The following is an 18,513-nucleotide window of genomic DNA, read 5'->3' on the forward strand; positions in this document are numbered from 1 at the left end:
TACCTTCGCCCCCGTGAGGCAATCTACCGCGCAAGCGTTTGCAAGGCCTGCTTCAGCCGACTAACGGTTTCGTCTTTTCCGATGATTTCCATCGTCAGCATCAGGTCTGGTCCGGCGCCTGAACCGGTCAGGGCTACGCGCATGGCCTGCATGATTTTCCCCTGCTTGATACCCGCCTGAGTCATGGTGTCGGCTAGCAGATGTTTGATGTCATCGGCCACAAACGGACCTTCATACGCCAGCAGCGCGTCGTAAAAGGCCGTTGCGGCCCGGATGGCATCGTCGTTCCATTTGGCGGCCACGATGGCTTCGTCGTAGGTAGCAGGCGCGTTGAAGATCGTGGCGGCTTCACCGTAGATTTCGTGGGCAAAGTTGACACGGCCTTTCAGCAGGGCCACAATCTTTTCGGCTTTTTCGGGCGGACAGTCGTAGCCGGCGGCTTCGGCCTGTTGCTGAACGGCGGGGGCCAGCTCAGCGTCGGGCCGGAGCCGGATATACTGGTGGTTGAACCATTGCGCTTTCTGGATATCGAAGCGCGCACCGGCTTTGTGGACCTGGGCCAGATCGAAGCTGGCAATCAGCTCATCCATCGTGAACAGCTCCTGCTCGGTACCGGGGTTCCAGCCCAGCAGGGCCAGAAAGTTGATAGTCGCTTCGGGCAGGTAGCCATCTTCCCGGAACCCCCGCGCCACCTGTCCCGTAGCGGGGTCGGTCCACTGTAGCGGGAAAATCGGGAAGCCACCCAGGTCAGCGTCGCGCTTGCTGAGTTTTCCGTTGCCTTCGGGCTTGAGCAGCAGCGGCAGGTGAGCAAACTGCGGCATGGTATCCTCCCAGCCCAGGTACCGATACAGCAGCACGTGCAGCGGGGCCGACGGCAGCCACTCTTCGCCCCGGATCACGTGGGTGATGCCCATCAGGTGATCGTCGACGATGTTGGCCAGGTGGTAGGTAGGCAGGCCATCTGACTTCAGCAGCACTTTGTCATCGATAGCCGACGAGTGAACATTGACCCAGCCCCGGATCAGGTCGTTGAGCCGCACTTCTTCTTTGCGGGGGGTCTTGAGCCGGATTACGTACGGCTCACCAGCATCAATGCGGGCGCGAACCTCGTCGGCCTTCAGCGTAAGCGAGTTGCGCATCTGCATCCGCGTAATGGCGTTGTACTGGGCCGCGGGTGCATTGGCCGCTTCGAGCCGCTGGCGCATGGCATCCAGCTCGTCGGCCGTGTCGAAGGCGTAGTAGGCTTTGCCTTCGTCGACCAGCCGTTGGGCTTCCTGCTGGTATATGTCGCGCCGTTCTGACTGGCGGTAAGGCGCGTGTGGACCACCAACGCCCTGGCCTTCGTCGATCTGGATACCTGCCCAGGCCAGGGCATCGAGAATGTATTGTTCCGCTCCCGGCACGAACCGGTTCTGATCGGTATCTTCAATGCGGAGCAGCATCTGGCCCCCCATTTTGCGGGCAAATAAATAATTATAGAGTGCGGTACGCACCCCACCAATGTGCAGCGGGCCAGTAGGGCTGGGTGCAAACCGTACGCGAACAGATTTTGACATGATATATTGGGGGAGGAAGACATAACAGCCAGAAAACCGGAATCAGCCGCAAGGCCAGCCCGATTCGGCTCGTTGAATATATCCTCTAGTTAGTCAACAGCAATGACAGAGATTTCGACGTTTACATCTTTAGGCAGGCGGGCTACTTCAACGGTTTCGCGGGCGGGGTGGTAGGGCGAATCGGTATCACCGGCAAAAAACTCGCCGTATACCTCGTTGATCGCTGCGAAGTTATTCATGTCTTTGACGAAGATGCTCGTTTTGACGATGTTACCGTACGAGAGCCCGGCCGCCTGCAGAATAGCCCCGATGTTCTCCATTACCTGCCGGGTTTCGGCCCGGATGTCGCCCAGCGGAGCCAGCTCAATGGCTACCTGGCCTGATACGTACAGGGTTCCGCCCCCGGCTGCCGGCTTCACGAGAATCGCCTGGCTATACGGCCCGATGGGTGCAGGGGCCTTATCGGTATAAACAATTTGCTTGGTCATACTTGTTAGTAGATGGTTAACAGTCGATTGTGGCTCGTCAGGTAGGGCGGTACTGTCAGTACAGGCTACCGACGATCGTGCGGGCGCGCCAGCATCGACTATTTTTGCAAAGTTACGACCGCTTGGGCGGTCCGACAAACCACCGTATGGCTGACCGACATCTTATCATCTTCGTAAAAAACCCGGTTCCGGGTACGGTTAAAACGCGAATTGCCCGCACCGTTGGCAACGAACGGGCGGTGCAGGTATACCGGCATCTACTACAGCATACTCAGCAGATTACACGGCTGCTCCCCTGGCAGCGGGTGGTATACTACGGCGATTTTATCAACAGCAACGACGGCTGGAACGGCTATCAGAAACGACTACAGCATGGCCGCGACCTTGGCGAACGCATGCTGGCCGCTTTTCGGGAGCAGTTTGCCGAAGGCGCCAGGCAGGTAGTCATCATCGGCAGCGACTGCCTGGCCATCACCACCGATCACCTGCGGCAGGCTTTCTCGGTTCTCGACGAGGCCGATGTGGTGATCGGTCCCGCTACCGACGGGGGGTATTATCTGCTGGGTATGAATACATTGCATCCGTTTCTGTTCGAGGATATGCCCTGGAGCCAGCCTGAACTTCGGCAGCGCACCGAACTGACCCTGCAGCAAAACAACCTGACGTTCGAGCGGTTAGAAGAACTAACCGACATTGATGAGTGGTCGGATTATGAACGGGTATCCAGTACATAGCATGACAACGTGGAAAGACTTTTTAGTGAATGCATCCGCCGATGCCGAGCTGCATTTTGATCGGTTGAAGAACCGCCTGTTCGGACGGCTCGATGCCAAAAAACCCTACAAAATCGTGTATTACCGGGGCTTCGGAAGCCCGTCGGCCGTGTACCTGAAAGGCCGTGTGCTGCGCGAACGCGACCTGTCTACCCCGTCGGATAATGACACGTTCTGGCAGAATCTGGTCGCTACCTATCAGCGGTTCGAGAGCGACGAGGTGCCGGGCGTAACCGTCCGCGTAGAAGCATTCGGGCAGGCCTACACCACCCAGACTGACGAAGAAGGTTATTTTGAGGTGACGGTCAACCCGCCCAACGATCTGCTGATGGCCTACCCCGGCCGGGTCTGGTTTCCGGTGCGGTACGCACTCGATGACATTGTGCAGCCCGACACCCGGGAGCCGGTCGTGAAAGAGGGGCATTTGATGGTGTCGCCCCCGTTCAGTCAGTTTGGGGTCATCTCCGACATTGACGATACGGTGCTGGTTACGGGCGCCACGAGCATTCTGCAAACGGCCCGGCTTACGTTTCTGGGTAATGCCTATACCCGGCTTCCGTTTGCGGGGGTAGCCGCATTTTACCGGGCTCTGCAGAGCGGCCCTGTCACGACCCTCTTCAACCCGATCTACTATGTGTCGAGTAGTCCCTGGAACCTGTATGATCTGCTGATCGATTTTTTTCGGATACAAGGCATTCCGAAAGGGCCGATTCTGCTGCGCGACCTGGGCCTTGATCCTGCGCTGCTGGCCTCGTCGAGTCACCATACCCATAAGCTGGCCATGATCCGGAAAGTACTGGATGTGAACCCCCAGCTGACATTTGTGCTCATCGGCGACAGTGGACAGCAAGACCCCGAAATTTACACCCAGGTCGTTCGTGACAATCCGGGCCGCATCCGGGCCATCTACATCCGCGATGTTACGCCCGAAACCCGCGACGCTTCCGTGCGCGAGCTGATCCGCACTGCCGAGTCGCATCAGGTGCCGATGCTGCTCGTGTCAGATACCGTGGCGGCTGCCGAACATGCGGCCTCCCTGGGGCTGATCGACCCCGACACCATCCCCGAAATCAGGGCCGACCGCCGGGCTGATGCGGAGGGATAAGAATAGTAAGTTAGTAGCGTTAAGTATAGAAGACGGGTTGATTACCTTTATTGCTTTGTTTACGCTTAACGCTACTTATTTCTCGTGCAAAGACGCGCTGCTCTTCAACAACTGGCCGTAACGGTCGGCGGATTCATCAGCCTGCCAGCCTGGGCAAACGGCTGGAATGCCACTACGGTTCGGTCTTCTTCCGGCCTATTATCGGCTCCGCAGGATGAGCTGCTGGCCATCGTTGTGGACACCATCATTCCCGAAACCGATACGCCGGGGGCCAAAGCTCTGGGCGTTCATTCGTTCCTGCAGAAAGTAGTAGCTGACTGCTACGAGCCCAAAGCCGCCGAGACGCTGAAACAGGGTCTGGCCGCTACGGAGGCTGTGGCCCGGCAGACCTACAGCCGTTCGTTCGGCGAGTGTGACACGCCCCAGCGGATCGACGTGCTCAAACGCCTGGATCAATCGGCAGAGCAAGCCCAGAAAGATTTCTACAAACTGGTCAAGGGGCTGACCATCCGGGGCTATACCAGCTCGGAGTACGTCATGACCAACCTGACCAAGTACGAAATGGTACCGGGCCGTTACCACGGTTGTGTGCCGGTGCCTGCCCAAGCAATTTCCCAAACCAAATAAAAGTATTGTCGACGTATGTCTTATTTGAATATTGATGCGCAGGCAGCCAATACCTACGATGCCATTGTGGTTGGTTCGGGAATCAGTGGTGGCTGGGCGGCTAAAGAATTGACGGGTAAAGGACTTCGGACGCTGGTACTGGAGCGCGGCCGTGATGTGCAGCACGTGACGGATTATCCAACTACGATGATGAACCCCTGGGAGTTTGAGCACCGGGGCCAGCTGCCGCGCGAGATCAAAGAACAGAACCCGATTATCAGCAAGTGCTACGCCTTTTACGAAGGGTCGACTCACTTCTTCGTTAAAGATGCCGAACACCCGTATGTGCAGGAGAAACCCTTCGACTGGATTCGGGGCTATCAGGTGGGTGGCAAGTCGCTGATGTGGGCGCGGCAAACCCAGCGCTGGAGCGATTTCGACTTTCAGGGACCAGTCCGCGACGGGTTCGCCGTTGACTGGCCGATTCGCTACGCCGATCTGGCCCCGTGGTACACCTACGTAGAAAAGTTTGCCGGCATTACGGGCAACAAAGACGGACTGCCGCAACTGCCCGATGGCGAGTTTCTGCCTCCGCATGAGTGGAACTGCGTAGAAAAGCACTTCAGCGAGCAGATGGCGAAGCGCTACCAGAACAGCCGGCCCGTGATCATGGGTCGGGCGGCTCATATCACCCAGCCCAAGCCGATTCACCTGCAACAGGGCCGGGCACAGTGTCAGCATCGGACCATCTGCGAGCGGGGCTGTCCGTTCGGCGGCTACTTCAGCAGCAACTCCAGCACCCTGCCCTGGGCGGCTAAAACCGGCAAAATGACCCTCCGGCCCCACTCGGTCGTTCATTCGATCATCTACGACGAGAAAAAAGGCAAGGCAACCGGGGTGCGGGTCATCGACGCCAACACGAAGCAGATGACCGAGTTTTATGCCCGTGTTATCTTCATAAACGCTGCCGCGCTGAATACCAACCTCATCCTGCTGAACTCGACCTCGGGCCGCTTTCCGAACGGGCTGGGTAACGACAGTGGCGTGCTGGGTAAGTACGTAGCGTTTCATAACTACCGGGCCGGTGTATCGGGCGAATACGATGGCTTCCTGGATTCGACCACCGATGGACGCCGTCCGAACAGCCCCTACATTCCACGCTTCCGCAACGTTATGAAGCAGGAAACCGACTTCCTGCGTGGCTACGCGGCTGGCTTCTCGGCTGGTCGAATCTCGCGTACCAATCAGGACGGGTTGGGGGCCGATCTGAAAACGGGCCTGCTGAACCCAACGCTGGGCGGCTGGCACGTAGGTTCTCACATGATGGGCGAAACCATTCCGAAAGAAAGCAACTACGTAGCCCTCGATTCCGCGCAGAAAGATCCGTTCGGTATTCCGCAACTGAAGATTTCGGTGGCTTACGACGATAACGACGATAAAATGGTGAAGGATTACCTGGAGCAGATGACTGAAATGTTCACAGCTGCCGGCTTCACCAACATCCGCACCCGCGACGACAAACGAAACCCCGGCCTCGACATCCACGAGATGGGCGGTGCCCGGATGGGAAAAGACCCGAAAACATCGATCCTGAACAAGTGGAATCAGATGCACGCGGTCAAAAACGTATTCGTGACCGACGGCGCCAGCATGACCTCTACCTCTACGCAAAACCCGTCGTTGACCTACATGGCCATGTCGGCCCGCTCGGTAGACTATGCCGTGAAAGAAATGAAGCGGCAGAGCCTGTGAGCACGCTATATACACGAAAGCCCCGACACGATGGTATGGTGTCGGGGCTTTCGGCATGGTAGGGCTGCTGCGTGCTGGTCATACGCCTGCTACCATAGCTTTCATCTTCTGAAACGCGGTTTTGGCGACGGTATCGGCGGGCTGGGCGTAGTAGGTTTTGTTGAACACTTCCAGCGACAGCACGATAGGCCGGGTCGGGTCCTTGATCACGCGCAGGGTGTCGCGAATGGGCGCTACGCCATCGCCGGGAAAAACGCGGTCGGCGTCGGTGATGGCTTCGCGGCTGAGGTTGGCCGGGTAATCGTTAACGTGAAAGACCTCGATAGCTGGTTTCCCGACGAATGGCAGGCCAGCCGGTGCCGATCCGCCTTTGTAGAGGTGGTAAATGTCGAGCAGCACCCGCGCCGACGGATGGCCGCTTTCCAGGGCCACGTACATGACTTCGCTGAGTTTATTCAGGTTTCGGGAAAAGCCCCAAAGCTCCAGTTGCGGCACTACGCCGGTCTGGTCGCCCAGGTCGAGAATGGCCCGGTAGCGTTCGGCAGCCCGGCGCAGATCGACCAGCGGAGCGTCAGGACCCTGTACGCCAATGGAGGGCGCAGCGGTGCGTTTACATCCGATCTGAGCCAGCAGCTCCATTTCGCGTTTCAGCTGGTCGAGGCCTTTGGCGCGGGCGCTGGCGTCGTCAACGAGCCAGGGCGCGAAGCCAATCGTATTTTCGACGGTTATGCCGAGGTCGCTCAAGAGCTTCCGGGCGTCGGCGGGGGAGTGGCTTTTGAGGTAGTCCTGGTAGGTGTCCATCCAGATCTCTACCGATCGGAAACCGGCTTTTGAGGCCGTTTCCAGTTCTTTCACGAACCCCAGCTTATGGCCCCGGATGGTGCTCATGTTCAGACAAAGCGTAAACGGAGCCGCCGGTGCAGTGTTGGTCGGTGAAGAATCTGCCTTATCTGCCAGTTCAGGTGCCGACCGGACCGGTTTGGGAAGAAGCGAGGCTCCTGCCGAAGCGGCCAGGGCAGTAATCGTTTGACGACGGGTCAGAGACATGATGAGTGAGTCGGTTGTTTCAGGGGTTGACCGGGAAACCCCGCGCCAACCCCTGAAACAAAGCTACAGAAGCGGTTCTTTTACTTCTGTGTCGAACACCCCCGTCAGGACCTGCCCGTTGCGTTTGACCTGCACCCAGATGCGGTAATGCCCGGCCCGCGGAAAGGCGTACGGAAACTCGACCATATTGTTGACGGCCATTTTGTGGTCCATAGCCGGCATACCGGCCATCAGCAGCTTGTTTTTCTCCGCATCGGGAAGTGTATTGAGCCGGGCTACGTAGCGGTCGATACTGTCGCGGAACTGGTTGGCGTCGGGGTAGCGGAACGTGCGGGCGGTATCGGCCAGGCGACCTACAAACGAGCCTTCGGCGGCCATCGAGTAGGTGCCGACCGGGTGCAGGTGGATGTATACCGTACCGTCGGAGCGCAGAATGGCTGCGTGCCCACTCATGCCCAGATACGGCTCCAGCGCCACAGCTTTACCCTGCGCATTGGCTACGGCAAACTTCAGGGTATAGAGCTTACCGGCGTCCAGCACCGACTGCGGCTTATCCATCCAGATCATCGACGAACCATCGGTCAGTTTCATACGGGCACCGGGCTTGCCACAAACCACCATAGTGTTGTCGAGGTGCGGCACCCCTTCGGCCCCGGCCTTGATGCCCATCGGGTTTGCCACGAGCCAGCTATCGTCTGGATCTGACGGCGCCGTGGCGGCAGCGGTCGGTGCTGATCCGGCAATAGTGATGGTATCGGTCAGGGTTTCGGTGAAGCCCGACCGGAACACGATGTCGGAGTAGAGCAGATACCGTCCGGCCGGGAGCGCAGGTAAGCTGGCTTCGTAGGTCAGTGAGTCGCGCCGACTGGGATGGAGGTGGGCAAAGGCCTCGAGCCCCGGCATCCGGACCAGAAAGGTGTGCATCAGCTTGCCATGGTCGGGCAGTACGTAACTCAGCAGCCGTTTTTTCTGCCAGTTCTGGCCGAAGCCGGTCGTGTCGATCCGGATCGATAGCCGTTGTGTCCCGTTGGCGGGGGTGACGCTGGTCAGAATGGACGTTGGCCGGTAAAGCTGCTGGTCCTTATAGATCTCGGCTTCGCTGGTCCACCAGCTTCGCCAGCCGGTCAGCAGCAGGGCCAACACCAACGTGCCAGCGCCCATACCTACCAGTCTACGGCGGCCCAGCCCGGCCGCGGGTGCCTGATCTGGTTTTGTGATTCCGTCGGCATTGCTGGCGCCAATGATGGTAATCATCATCACGACCAGCAGCAGCCCCATCAGCGCCAGACCGATGCCGGTGCCTTCGGGCATGTCGCGCACGGCGGTGGCTACCGACATCACGGGTACAACAACGGTTTGTTTGCCGTCGGGACCGTTCAGTTCCAGTTCAACGCTCGACGAGCCCGAATCCATCAGCCACAGATCCCCTTCATACCGGCCGTTTTCGACCCGGGTCAGGATGTCGTGCGTGGGTGCGCCTTCATCGCCCGAGCGGAAATAAACGGGTCGGGCGCCGATCTGCGCTACGCGCCCCTGTTCTACATAAACGGTAACCTTAGCCGTTCCGGGCACGACATCGGGCGGCTGAACGCTGACCAGAAGCCGGTACGCACCGACCTGTTTCTGAACAATAACCCCCGAGCTGCCCACGTGGGCCGATGCCGCCGGGGCCAGTATAAAGGCGTGCAACAGCACCAGCAATCCGGTTAGCAGGCCCGGCAACGCCCTGTTTTTTAGTTTCTTCATTCCTTGTTTCATCCGTATGGAATACACTTTAGCTGGCTTACCGAACCACTTTTTTCATCCAATTGCCCCAGAGCAGACCAATCCGGGCCGAGAGAATGGCGTAGAGCAGCGCTTTACCAAACCCCAGCGCAAACTCGGCCGCTGACTGCTTATACCAGGGGCCGAACGCAAACCGGTATTGCCAGTCAGCCGGGTTGTCGTACGACCAGGAGTAGGACAGGAAGAAGCCATTCCGGGCCAGGGGCGATGTCAGCAGGAACTCGCCGAAGGGCCATTGCACGAGCAGGACAACAACCAGCAACGTAACGCCGTAGATGACAGCTAACAGCCAGTCGTTGGGCTTCCGAACACCGTCGGTCCGCTCAAACCGACGCATGAGCCAGTCGACGGCCAGGGCTGGTATGATCAGTAGCATCGGAAAATGAAACGGCTGATAATGGGTAATGGGGTTGAGGACCGGGCCCAGCCGGGGCGTAGCCGGGAAGTTCTGAATCACCCAACTCGGCACCACCAGCGCCAGCATATAGATACCAGCAATGGTGGCAAGCGGCCAGCGCAGCATCGACGCCCGCCCCACGGCCAGCAGGTAAAACGGCAGCACAATAGCCGCTGTGGCGTAATAAACCGAGTTGTGCGACTCCTGCATGCCCATCGATTCGGACGCCAGCGTGAACAGCATGGCCAGCAACAGCCCGGCACTAATCGCGAACAGCCACTTCAGCCGCGTAGCCCGGCTGTCGGTCGGTAGACTAGCCGATGGAGCCGAACTGGTTGTCCGATACTGGTTCTGCAAGGTCAGTACCCCAACCATAGCGCCGAACTGTACGGTCATGATGCCAATGGCCAGAATCGTATGCGGAGGGGTCAGAATCTGGACGTCGAGGCCGTAGGTATTGTGCCACCAGTCGTCGAAAGGAGCCGAGGTCAGCATCGCCAGCGCGCCCCATACGCAGAACATAGCTCCGAGTGGCGCGTAGAAAACACCCCAGAACCGCACCGACTTAACCCGATCCGGATGGTTGCGGGTCAGCGTCAGGTTCAGAATCTGATAGGCCGAAAACAAACCGGACACCACGGCACCGACGTAGATAACTACATGGGGTGGCGCAAACAGTCCGTCGCGGCCAATGCTGATGTGCCACATGATGTCCCAGAGGAGCCCTACTACAACGCAGAGTGACGAAAAGACAACCGCGTACACATACACCGGAATGGAATTGCCCGTACGGCTCACGGGCCAGACGGCCGACCGGTTACCCAGCAGCGGTTGATTGGAAGAAGGAATAGCCGATTGCATTAGCTTTCGATGGTTTGACCAGTAGATGCTGAAAAATACGAAAACGTTGCCTGAAGCAACGCACTTCGCGGATGAAATGACAGGATAAGTAGCTGAACGGTAGACTTGTGCGGGTAAACCGCAGGCTTTCGAGGGAATGGGACAATAGATGTGCGGATTTACTACGTTATTCGTAGAGAAATCAGTCAATACCCGCCACCATGCGTTTACTGTTAACATCCAGTCGTTTGTTTATCGCTTTACTGCTGACCAGCGGGCTGCTGAGTGCCTGTGTTCCCGATTTTCTGTCATCGGAGCCGGACTGGGTCACCATTGAGCGGGGTGATCATGAACCGATGCCCAAGCGTAAAGTTGGCATCGTTATCGCCCCCGGCGAACTGACGGCTACGGTTACTTTCGATAGCTCCTGCATCTACGACATCGGCGCGGTCGACGCCCAGGACTGGAACAAGGTCATCGGCATGGGATTCGTTGGCTCCAAAAATCAGGATGTAACGACGGGTGTGCCGCCCCACCAGGTTGATGGCATACGGGTTGGCTGGCGCTGGAATCCGCAGCGAGGCCGTATCGACCTGGGTGCCTATGCCTATGTCGACGGGAAGCGCACCGACTTCAAAGTGGCCGAAACGGGGATCAACGTGCCCACCCGGATGACAATCAAAATCGACTACGACCGGAAGGTGTACCAGGTGCTGGGCGGACAAACCATTCCGTTTACGCACAACAAAACCTTCGGCTACAAAACTGGCCTGTATTTCGGCGGCAGTTTCCCCGCGCCCCACAAGATCCGGGTCAAGATCGAAGATTAACGGGTTTTCGGGCCATGGAGCCGTTAGCCGCGCCAATTTTGGCGTCGTGTCTGTCAACCATGGCCTGGTTAGGACTTATGGTTTGCTCTGCCAGCTAAAAAAATCGTTAATTACTGTTACAGTCTCCCATTCAGAGCTTACAAACATAAGTACACTTATACAGTAACCTTTTTGCGCCTGTAAATGAAATTCTGGTGGATGCTCTTTTTACTTTCTCAGGCTGCTGGTACCTACGGCCAGAAAGCAGTGAAGAAAAACGTGCTCTTCATTGGCAATAGTTTAACTTACTACGCAGGTATGCCTGATTATCTGAAGGCAATGTTGGTAGCAAGTAATCAACCAATCGATGTTGTTGTAAGCGCTTACCCGGGTATGGCTTTGGAGGACCATCTTCGACATATAATTGAATCGAGAACCCAAGATGGTATCAATACCCGCCCCAAAAGGACCGGTGAACAGACGCTAACCGAAACGTTGCTCCTCAGCAAACAGTGGGATATCGTTATTCTTCAGGAAGCACCAGTTCGTATTCTTATTCCTGAAGCAAGGAAGTATTCCACCCAAGAGAGTATTCGAAAGATCAAGCAACGCATTGTTAACCCCCGTTGTCAATTCATTCTCTTTCAGACTTGGGCTCCATCCGGGACTTTTCCGACCCAATTCTGTTACCCGGCTTTCTTGCTTAATCGAGCGGCTGACAAAGAAAGTTACTGTTCAGTTCAAATAAATAATCTAGATGAAGAGTATAAGCTGTTGAAAATAAATTATGATTCTGTTCGCATTAATACACAGGTAGGCTTAGTCGATATTGGTCGTGTCTATTACAAGGCTTCAAAAGAACAGCCTTCTCTCAAGTTAATTGATCAGGACAGTCACCCCACTAAGCTAGGCGCTTATCTGAATGCGTATATGTTCTACAAATTTCTAGTCAATCAACGTTTATCGTCGTTAGCTTACTACGGCGATTTAGCAAGAGATGAAGCCATACTGTTACAAAGGCTATCCGACTGACTTATATTAATTGTACTAGTGGGCAATTGACTGTTTTAGAAAAACTTGAAAAATAAATTAATTCCTTTTACATAATCTTAGTTATAGCGCTTGTCTGGACAAAAGACAAGTTACAAACTGCCTGCTCAGTTAGATGCAGAATAGATTAATCGCGCCCGGCAACAGATCAGGCAGGAGATGGGATAGCGATTGAAAGTCAAGCGGAGACATTACCTGCCAATTTAATAGTATAGCCGAAGCCCGTTTACTGAAGTTGCCAGACGCCGTAAACACTCACCGCTAATATGGTCAGAATGCTAAGCCATAGCCACAGATCATAAGCTAATGAAGGTTTCAGTCCGGTGGGTAACTGCCGATACCGGAACTGAAGCGCGGCCCAGACCACTACCAGCAGCAGCACTGATGTAGCCGCTCCGCCCAGCAATATCATCAGCACGGGTAGCTTAATGAACAGAAACAGCAGACACCAGATGGCCGGAAACGCCCATGACAACGTCGCCAGTGCTTTCTGCCGGGCCGTCACATCGTGAAAGTTCACCCAGCCCAACTGCCCGAAGGCGTCCGCAAAAATCCGCGACCAGCTCGCCGTGGCGGTAAACAAGGTAGAATAGAGCACGAAAAACGCGCCAATCATAAACGCCACCCTGGCCCCCGGCCCCAGCGAAACGGTAAACAGGCGCGAAAGCGTTTCGACCATGGCGTACCCCTCCGGTATGGAGCCTCCCTGGTGCAGCAGCGAAGCCCCGAGCAGGTAGAACGCAGCCGTTACGGTGGTGTATACGACCATTGAACAGAGCGCGTCCAGCGTCATGACCCGAATCCAGCCCCGGGCGCGCTCGGTCCAGGCGGGCGATTCTTCGTACGGACCCACGTAGGCCGCGTAGCCTTTCTCGATACACCAGTACGTATAATACATGATCTCGTCGCCACCGACACCGGTAATGCCGAAGGCTGCTATGGCTACCCCCACCGTAGCGGGCGGCAGCGAGAACGTCAGTCCGCCGGCCAGTTCGGCTCTGCTGATGGCATAATCGGTACGTTGCAGCAACAGCAGCGAGAGCAGAATCAGCGCCGTAAAGAGAATGATCATCAGCAATGAACCGCGCTCGACCCAGCCGTACCGACCGCCGTAAATCAACAACCCGGCCGATGCCGCCGACAGTACGGCCCATATACTGACCGGAACCGCCGGAAAGGCCATGTTCAATACCAGTGCCACGCCCCCCACAATACCGCCCACCTGCAGCACCTTCAGCGTTTGTAAACTGAGCCAGAGCCAGATTGTCCAGTGGCCCCGGCCCAGCCGGAGACCCGGCAGCCGGTTGAGCGATTGCATGCTGGGCAGGCCGCTGTAGATAGCATTTTTGCCAAACTCAAGCTGAAGTGCCACCTTTACAAAACAGCTCACCAGAATAACCCAGAAGGTGATGAAACCCGCTTTGGCACCCAGCGCCGTGGTCGCGATTAACTCCCCCGACCCCACAATGGCGGCCGACAGAATAAAGCCGGGACCGAGGTGCCGTAACTGGTCGCGCAGGGCCGTTGGCGCTGGTTTTATACGATCGGCAGTCAGTACGTACAAATCGGCCGGGAGCCGGGTGACTGGTGGGGCTGGGGGCATACAGACAGCGTTTAGCGAACTCTTAGATGCATAAAGACCAGTTCGTAATTTTCATACGCAGCAGGCTTCGTTTCCCGGCTACGTTTGCGCCGGTATCCCGGCCTGTTTGTTTCGCTTTTTGCCATGACCATCGCCCCGCTTGACCTGATTTTACTGCTCGGCTCCGGACAGGGGTTTATCCTGTCCATTGTGCTCTGGACAAACCGGAAAGGAAACCGACTGTCGAACCGGTTGCTGGCGGTACTGATCGGTTTGCTGGCGCTGATGAGCCTGGCAGTTGGCATACCGGTCGTTAACCGATGGATGAGCCTGGCCCTCGACCTGCTGCCCCTGATTATAGCCATGCCGCTGGGACCGCTCATCTTTTTTTATACCCGCTCCGTTCTCGACCCGGACTTTCGGCTCGGACCGGCTGAACGACCGCATTTTTATCCGGTTATCATCGATCTGGGCTCTCAGCTCATGGGCTGGACGTTTGTGTTGGGAGTCGTCGTCGGCTTGATTAGCCCGCAGGATGGCCCGGCCTGGGGCGATGTGATGGATGAGTATGAGGCTTATGCCGACATTCCACGCTGGATGTCGCTGACGGTTTATCTGGTCCTGACCCGCCGGTTGCTGGCCCGGCAGCCATCGGCCGCTGAGCTGTCAGAAGCCGGCCAGCAACGCCGGCGGTGGCTTCGGCAGTTTGTCCACGCGTTTCTGATTTTTCAGGCCATCTGGCTCGCGTTCATGGTACCCTATATCGTTCCTGGCTTACGGGCGCCCCTGCTGGACCGCTTTGGGTGGTACCCGATTTATATTCCTATCGCGGTGCTGATTTACTGGCTCGGGCTGCGGGGTTATCTGCAAAGTCGGGTAGAGGTGGCCGATCCTGTCGGTCGAAAGATCGTCGGTACAAGCCTGTCCGCCGAAGCGGTGGCGTCGGTGGTGACCGGCCTGACGCGGGCTATGGAGACCGACCGGCTTTTTCTGGACTCGCTGCTGTCGGTCGACAAGCTGGGTAAGCATCTGCAGCTGTCGCCCAAACTCATCTCTGCCGTGCTGAATCAGCATCTGCTGACTAACTTCAACAGTTATGTGAACCGGTATCGGATCGAAGCCGTAAAACAACGATTGAGCGATCCGGGCAATGATTACCTGACCCTGACCGGTATTGCTTTCGAATGTGGCTTCAACTCCCAGGCCACCTTTCAGCGGACGTTTCGGCAACTGACAGGCCTGTCGCCAAAGGAATACCTCAGCCAGCTGGGCAAAACAGCACTCAAATCCGGATTTGAGTAGACAGAAATGGCGGCTGTAGCGTGTTTTGGCCTAAAAACAAGCTATGAAAGCCCTCGTCTGTCTGTTATTGCTGCTGCTGTCTGTCGACGGATACACCCAGACTGATACGTTACAGAACCGGATGCTGTCGCCTGCGGATATGCAGGCCGATTTTCGGTATTTCCGTCAGCTGCTCGAAGAAACGCACCCCGGCCTGTACCGGTATACGCCCAAGCCGGTCATGCAGGCCCGACTGGACAGCATAGCCGAGTCGTTGAACCAACCCCTGTCGCTGTTCGGTTTTTACCGGATCATTTCGGGACTCATAGCCGACATTCGGTGCGCGCATACCCATGCGCTGCCCACCCAGGAATGGCAAACGCTCTTTGCCCGGCGCTGGAAGACCCTGCCGTTTTTCATGTTTCCGATCGACGGTAAATCGTATGTTCTGTTCAACGGCACGGCCGATCAGCGCATTCGGCCCGGTTTCGAACTGCTCAGCATCAACGGACAACCCATCCGGGAGATCCAGCAGATCATGTACCGCTACCACTGGAGTGATGGCTACATCCAGACGTCTAGAGAGGCTTCGTTGCAGGGGCAGCTGTTTGCCTTGTTTTACTACTGGTTCATTGGCCAGCCCGACGCGTATGCGCTTACGTTCAGAAGCCTGACCGGCGATACAATACGGGTCGAGGTACCCGCCGAACCATTTGCAACATCGCTGAAAATGATGAAGAAAAACCCCGTCAACAGGCAGATGATGACGTGGTATAACCGCCGGAAACCCAAAACACCCTGGCGCATTTCGTTTCCGGACGATGTGCCGCAAACCGCTTACCTGCGCATCGATAGCTTCGGTGGCGGGAAAGGTAGTGACGAGGCTGCGGCCCGGTTTCGCGCGTTCATGGACAAAAGCCTGGCGACGATGAAGACGAAAAACGTTCGGCATCTTATTATCGACCTGCGTAGCAATCCGGGGGGCTGGGACGTACAGGGCGTTGAGTTGTTTACCTATCTGGCCAAAGCCGATACGGCGGTTCGCTACTACAGCCGTCATCATACCGTTACCGACAGTTCATCGTTTCTGCGCTTTTCGGATATACCGGCCGATGCGCTGAAATCCATTAAACAGCAGCTGATCCCGGAAAAAGACGGTACGTTTACCGAGGTTGCCGATGACGACAGCTGGGAGCTACGGCCGCAGTTTCCTAAACCGAACCGGTTCAGAGGGCAGGTTTATATCCTGATGGATGGCCGGAGCGGGTCGACTACGGCCGAGTTTCTGGCGGTGGCGCATGCACACCGGGTCGGAACGTTCATCGGCACGGAGTCGGGTGGTGCTTATGAAGGCGGGAACGGCGGTAGTTTTATCAATCTGGCCCTGCCCCAATCCCGCATCCAGGTAACGACACCGCTGGTCTATTATACCAATGGGGTGGGGAAACCCGATCAGCCCGGACGCGGTACCCTGCCCGATTATAGCGTGCCGTTACAAATCGATAACGTGCTCAACCATACCGATAGTCAGCTGGAGCTGGCGAAAAAGCTGATTCGGGAGCAGGGTCAAGGCAAGGCCGGCGACACCAGCAAATAAGCCACTGGCCCCGCCCGAAACACTGTTCTGCCTGGGCGGTTAGGGAGACATGGCCCACTACCAACCCATTCATGACTGGACGGCTGTTACGCCCGCCGAAGCCGTTGCGTTGCAGCAGCAGCTCCGCTCGCAGATTCGTATCGAGCCGCTGACCACCACGCCCAAAACCATTGCGGGTTGCGATATTTCGTTCAATAAATTTGAAGAAACCGTTTACGCGGGCATCGTCGTGCTGGACCTGGCAACGCTCGACACCATTGAAGAAGCGGGCGTGGTCAGCACGGCTACGTTTCCGTATGTGCCGGGTTTGCTGTCGTTCCGGGAGATACCGTCCTTGCTGGAAGCCTGGCAGAAACTAACCATCGAACCCGACGTGGTCATGTTCGACGGGCAGGGTATTGCGCACCCCCGCCGGATCGGGATTGCGTCGCACGGGGGCCTGTTTCTCAACCGACCTACGTTCGGCTGCGCCAAGTCGGTACTGGTCGGTAAGTACCAGGAGCCCGCGCCCGAACGAGGGAGCTGGTCACCCATGACGCACTACCGCGACGTGGTCGGCGCGGCCCTGCGCACCAAAAACAAAGTCAACCCCGTCTACGTCTCACCCGGTCACCTGATCGATCTGGAAACGGCCATCAACTTAACGCTACAATGCAATGGTGGCTACCGCATTCCCGAACCGACGCGCCGGGCGCATAACCTGGTCAACGCCCTCCGGCGCGGTGAACGACCGACTGGTTAATAGCTGGTGTGTTCGTCCAGCTTCACCTTGCCCCGAAACGTCCAGAACATGAATACCGTGTACGTGGCGACGAGTGGCATACCGATGGCCGCAAAGAGCAGCATGGTCCGCAGCGATCCGTCGGACGAAGCCGCTTCGTAGATGCTGATGTGGCCGTTCGGGTCCACGTTCGATAGGACCAGGTTCGGGTACAGCCCCATCGCAAACAAAATCAGCAGCAATGCCGTCGTAACCGCCGACGAGATGAACCCCCGCCGGTACTGCCGCTTTTCGATACTCCGCCGAATGTTCAGCACGATCAGTACAGCCGCAATGGGCAGGATGAACAGCTGCGGATAAGCCTTGAAAATAGCCGTCATGTGGGGTACGTAGATAAGCGTAGCCAGCGAGGTAGCCATGAAGCAGAGGATGAAGAACTTGCTGGTGTTATTGGCAATGATGGTCAGCTTTGCATACAGCCGGTCTTCGGTTTTCATGATAAGGTACATGGCGCCGTGCATCATAAACAGCGACAGGACCGTTATCGAAATCAGCCCGGCATATGGGTTGAAAAAATCGCTGAGCCGCCCCACAAACTCGTGCCTGGCGTTCAGCGGTAGTCCCTGAATCAGGTTGCCCAGGATCAGGCCCAGCAGCAGCGAAATGGTAATGCTCGACACCGAATAGCTGATATCCCACATCGTTCGCCACCAGCGCATCTCTTCCTTGCTCCGAAACTCGATCGAAATAGCCCGGAAAATAATGGCGAACAGGAACAGCATAAACGGCAGGTAAAACACCGACAAAATAGTGCCGTATACCAGCGGAAAAGCCGCAAACAGCGCCCCGGCTCCGATAACGAGCCAGACTTCGTTGCCATCCCAGACCGGCCCAATGGCATTCAGCGCAATGCGTCGGCTCTGTTCTTTCCGGAAAAACAAATGCAAAGCCCCGGCTCCCAGATCGAAGCCGTCCAGAATACCGTAACCGCTGATGAGCGCCCCAATCAGCAAAAACCACCAGGTAGGTAAGTCAAGCCCGAGTACAGTGTCCATAATAAGTAATTGAGTGATTTGTGATTGAGTGGCTGAGTGGCTGAGTGATTGAGTGCATTAGTCATTTTA

At 56.7% G+C, this 18,513-nt stretch carries 16 protein-coding genes; 9 read left to right on the forward strand and 7 right to left on the reverse strand.

The window, feature by feature from the left end:
* Window positions 1–23 precede the first annotated feature (23 nt).
* Both gltX and FBR45_RS00225 read right to left on the reverse strand, forming a co-directional pair.
* On the reverse strand, window positions 24–1,556 hold the full coding sequence (gene gltX, locus FBR45_RS00220) for a glutamate--tRNA ligase (protein ID WP_171044802.1): 1,533 nt from the start codon (window positions 1,554–1,556) through the stop codon (window positions 24–26).
* An 89-nt stretch (window positions 1,557–1,645) separates the two neighbouring features.
* Window positions 1,646–2,044 carry a Rid family detoxifying hydrolase gene (locus FBR45_RS00225; protein ID WP_138498264.1) on the reverse strand — a complete coding sequence of 133 codons (399 nt, stop codon included), beginning with the start codon at window positions 2,042–2,044 and terminating at the stop codon, window positions 1,646–1,648.
* A gap of 146 nt (window positions 2,045–2,190) precedes the next feature.
* Here FBR45_RS00225 and FBR45_RS00230 point away from each other — a divergent pair, with 146 nt between their 5' ends.
* From FBR45_RS00230 to FBR45_RS00245, 4 genes are all read left to right on the forward strand, one after another.
* Complete coding sequence (locus FBR45_RS00230; protein WP_138498266.1) at window positions 2,191–2,778, forward strand: TIGR04282 family arsenosugar biosynthesis glycosyltransferase; 588 nt, start codon at window positions 2,191–2,193, stop codon at window positions 2,776–2,778.
* Between the two features lies 1 nt (window position 2,779).
* The gene (locus tag FBR45_RS00235) at window positions 2,780–3,922 is read left to right on the forward strand and encodes an App1 family protein (RefSeq protein WP_138498268.1); all 1,143 of its coding nucleotides are present in this window, start codon (window positions 2,780–2,782) and stop codon (window positions 3,920–3,922) included.
* A gap of 84 nt (window positions 3,923–4,006) precedes the next feature.
* A complete protein-coding gene (locus FBR45_RS00240) occupies window positions 4,007–4,549 on the forward strand; it encodes a gluconate 2-dehydrogenase subunit 3 family protein (RefSeq protein WP_246082057.1) in 543 nt (180 codons plus the stop codon).
* Window positions 4,550–4,564: 15 nt separating this feature from the next.
* Window positions 4,565–6,280, forward strand: a complete 1,716-nt coding sequence (locus FBR45_RS00245; protein WP_138498270.1) for a GMC oxidoreductase — start codon at window positions 4,565–4,567, stop codon at window positions 6,278–6,280.
* Window positions 6,281–6,358: 78 nt separating this feature from the next.
* Here FBR45_RS00245 and FBR45_RS00250 read toward each other — a convergent pair whose 3' ends face one another.
* The 3 genes from FBR45_RS00250 to FBR45_RS00260 form a co-directional block, all read right to left on the reverse strand.
* On the reverse strand, window positions 6,359–7,327 hold the full coding sequence (locus FBR45_RS00250) for a sugar phosphate isomerase/epimerase family protein (RefSeq protein ID WP_138498272.1): 969 nt from the start codon (window positions 7,325–7,327) through the stop codon (window positions 6,359–6,361).
* Window positions 7,328–7,390: 63 nt separating this feature from the next.
* A complete protein-coding gene (locus FBR45_RS00255) occupies window positions 7,391–9,073 on the reverse strand; it encodes a hypothetical protein (RefSeq protein ID WP_138498274.1) in 1,683 nt (560 codons plus the stop codon).
* A gap of 37 nt (window positions 9,074–9,110) precedes the next feature.
* The gene (locus FBR45_RS00260) at window positions 9,111–10,370 is read right to left on the reverse strand and encodes a hypothetical protein (protein WP_246082058.1); all 1,260 of its coding nucleotides are present in this window, start codon (window positions 10,368–10,370) and stop codon (window positions 9,111–9,113) included.
* Window positions 10,371–10,570: 200 nt separating this feature from the next.
* Here FBR45_RS00260 and FBR45_RS00265 point away from each other — a divergent pair, with 200 nt between their 5' ends.
* Window positions 10,571–11,179 carry a hypothetical protein gene (locus FBR45_RS00265; RefSeq protein WP_138498276.1) on the forward strand — a complete coding sequence of 203 codons (609 nt, stop codon included), beginning with the start codon at window positions 10,571–10,573 and terminating at the stop codon, window positions 11,177–11,179.
* 183 nt (window positions 11,180–11,362) lie between these two features.
* A complete protein-coding gene (locus tag FBR45_RS00270; RefSeq protein WP_138498278.1) occupies window positions 11,363–12,190 on the forward strand; it encodes a DUF4886 domain-containing protein in 828 nt (275 codons plus the stop codon).
* A gap of 244 nt (window positions 12,191–12,434) precedes the next feature.
* Here the strand turns inward: FBR45_RS00270 and FBR45_RS00275 are convergent, their stop codons facing one another.
* The gene (locus FBR45_RS00275) at window positions 12,435–13,811 is read right to left on the reverse strand and encodes an Nramp family divalent metal transporter (RefSeq protein ID WP_171044803.1); all 1,377 of its coding nucleotides are present in this window, start codon (window positions 13,809–13,811) and stop codon (window positions 12,435–12,437) included.
* Window positions 13,812–13,895: 84 nt separating this feature from the next.
* On the opposite strand from FBR45_RS00275, the gene FBR45_RS00280 reads away from it, so the two are divergent.
* The 3 genes from FBR45_RS00280 to nfi are packed head-to-tail and all read left to right on the forward strand — an operon-like array spanning window position 13,896 to window position 17,410.
* Window positions 13,896–15,092 (forward strand): helix-turn-helix transcriptional regulator, encoded by a 1,197-nt coding sequence (locus FBR45_RS00280; RefSeq protein WP_246082059.1) that lies wholly within the window; start codon window positions 13,896–13,898, stop codon window positions 15,090–15,092.
* Between the two features lie 43 nt (window positions 15,093–15,135).
* The gene (locus tag FBR45_RS00285) at window positions 15,136–16,668 is read left to right on the forward strand and encodes a S41 family peptidase (protein ID WP_138498280.1); all 1,533 of its coding nucleotides are present in this window, start codon (window positions 15,136–15,138) and stop codon (window positions 16,666–16,668) included.
* 49 nt (window positions 16,669–16,717) lie between these two features.
* Window positions 16,718–17,410 (forward strand): deoxyribonuclease V, encoded by a 693-nt coding sequence (gene nfi, locus FBR45_RS00290; protein ID WP_138498282.1) that lies wholly within the window; start codon window positions 16,718–16,720, stop codon window positions 17,408–17,410.
* Here the strand turns inward: nfi and cydB are convergent.
* Window positions 17,407–18,444, reverse strand: coding sequence for a cytochrome d ubiquinol oxidase subunit II (gene cydB, locus FBR45_RS00295; RefSeq protein WP_077923666.1), 1,038 nt, complete (start codon window positions 18,442–18,444; stop codon window positions 17,407–17,409). The genes nfi and cydB overlap by 4 nt on opposite strands.
* Window positions 18,445–18,513 lie beyond the last annotated feature (69 nt).

It is taken from the genome of Spirosoma lacussanchae, assembly GCF_005870035.1.
Lineage (GTDB): Bacteria > Bacteroidota > Bacteroidia > Cytophagales > Spirosomataceae > Spirosoma > Spirosoma lacussanchae.

Coding starts and splice junctions, on each gene's coding strand:
- gltX (WP_171044802.1), bottom strand. CDS start 1,556: ATGTCAAAATCTGTTCGCGTACGGTTTGCACCCAGCCCTACTGGCCCG.
- FBR45_RS00225 (WP_138498264.1), bottom strand. CDS start 2,044: ATGACCAAGCAAATTGTTTATACCGATAAGGCCCCTGCACCCATCGGG.
- FBR45_RS00230 (WP_138498266.1), top strand. CDS start 2,191: ATGGCTGACCGACATCTTATCATCTTCGTAAAAAACCCGGTTCCGGGT.
- FBR45_RS00235 (WP_138498268.1), top strand. CDS start 2,780: ATGACAACGTGGAAAGACTTTTTAGTGAATGCATCCGCCGATGCCGAG.
- FBR45_RS00245 (WP_138498270.1), top strand. CDS start 4,565: ATGTCTTATTTGAATATTGATGCGCAGGCAGCCAATACCTACGATGCC.
- FBR45_RS00250 (WP_138498272.1), bottom strand. CDS start 7,327: ATGTCTCTGACCCGTCGTCAAACGATTACTGCCCTGGCCGCTTCGGCA.
- FBR45_RS00255 (WP_138498274.1), bottom strand. CDS start 9,073: ATGAAGAAACTAAAAAACAGGGCGTTGCCGGGCCTGCTAACCGGATTG.
- FBR45_RS00260 (WP_246082058.1), bottom strand. CDS start 10,370: ATGCAATCGGCTATTCCTTCTTCCAATCAACCGCTGCTGGGTAACCGG.
- FBR45_RS00265 (WP_138498276.1), top strand. CDS start 10,571: ATGCGTTTACTGTTAACATCCAGTCGTTTGTTTATCGCTTTACTGCTG.
- FBR45_RS00270 (WP_138498278.1), top strand. CDS start 11,363: ATGAAATTCTGGTGGATGCTCTTTTTACTTTCTCAGGCTGCTGGTACC.
- FBR45_RS00275 (WP_171044803.1), bottom strand. CDS start 13,811: ATGCCCCCAGCCCCACCAGTCACCCGGCTCCCGGCCGATTTGTACGTA.
- FBR45_RS00285 (WP_138498280.1), top strand. CDS start 15,136: ATGAAAGCCCTCGTCTGTCTGTTATTGCTGCTGCTGTCTGTCGACGGA.
- nfi (WP_138498282.1), top strand. CDS start 16,718: ATGGCCCACTACCAACCCATTCATGACTGGACGGCTGTTACGCCCGCC.
- cydB (WP_077923666.1), bottom strand. CDS start 18,444: ATGGACACTGTACTCGGGCTTGACTTACCTACCTGGTGGTTTTTGCTG.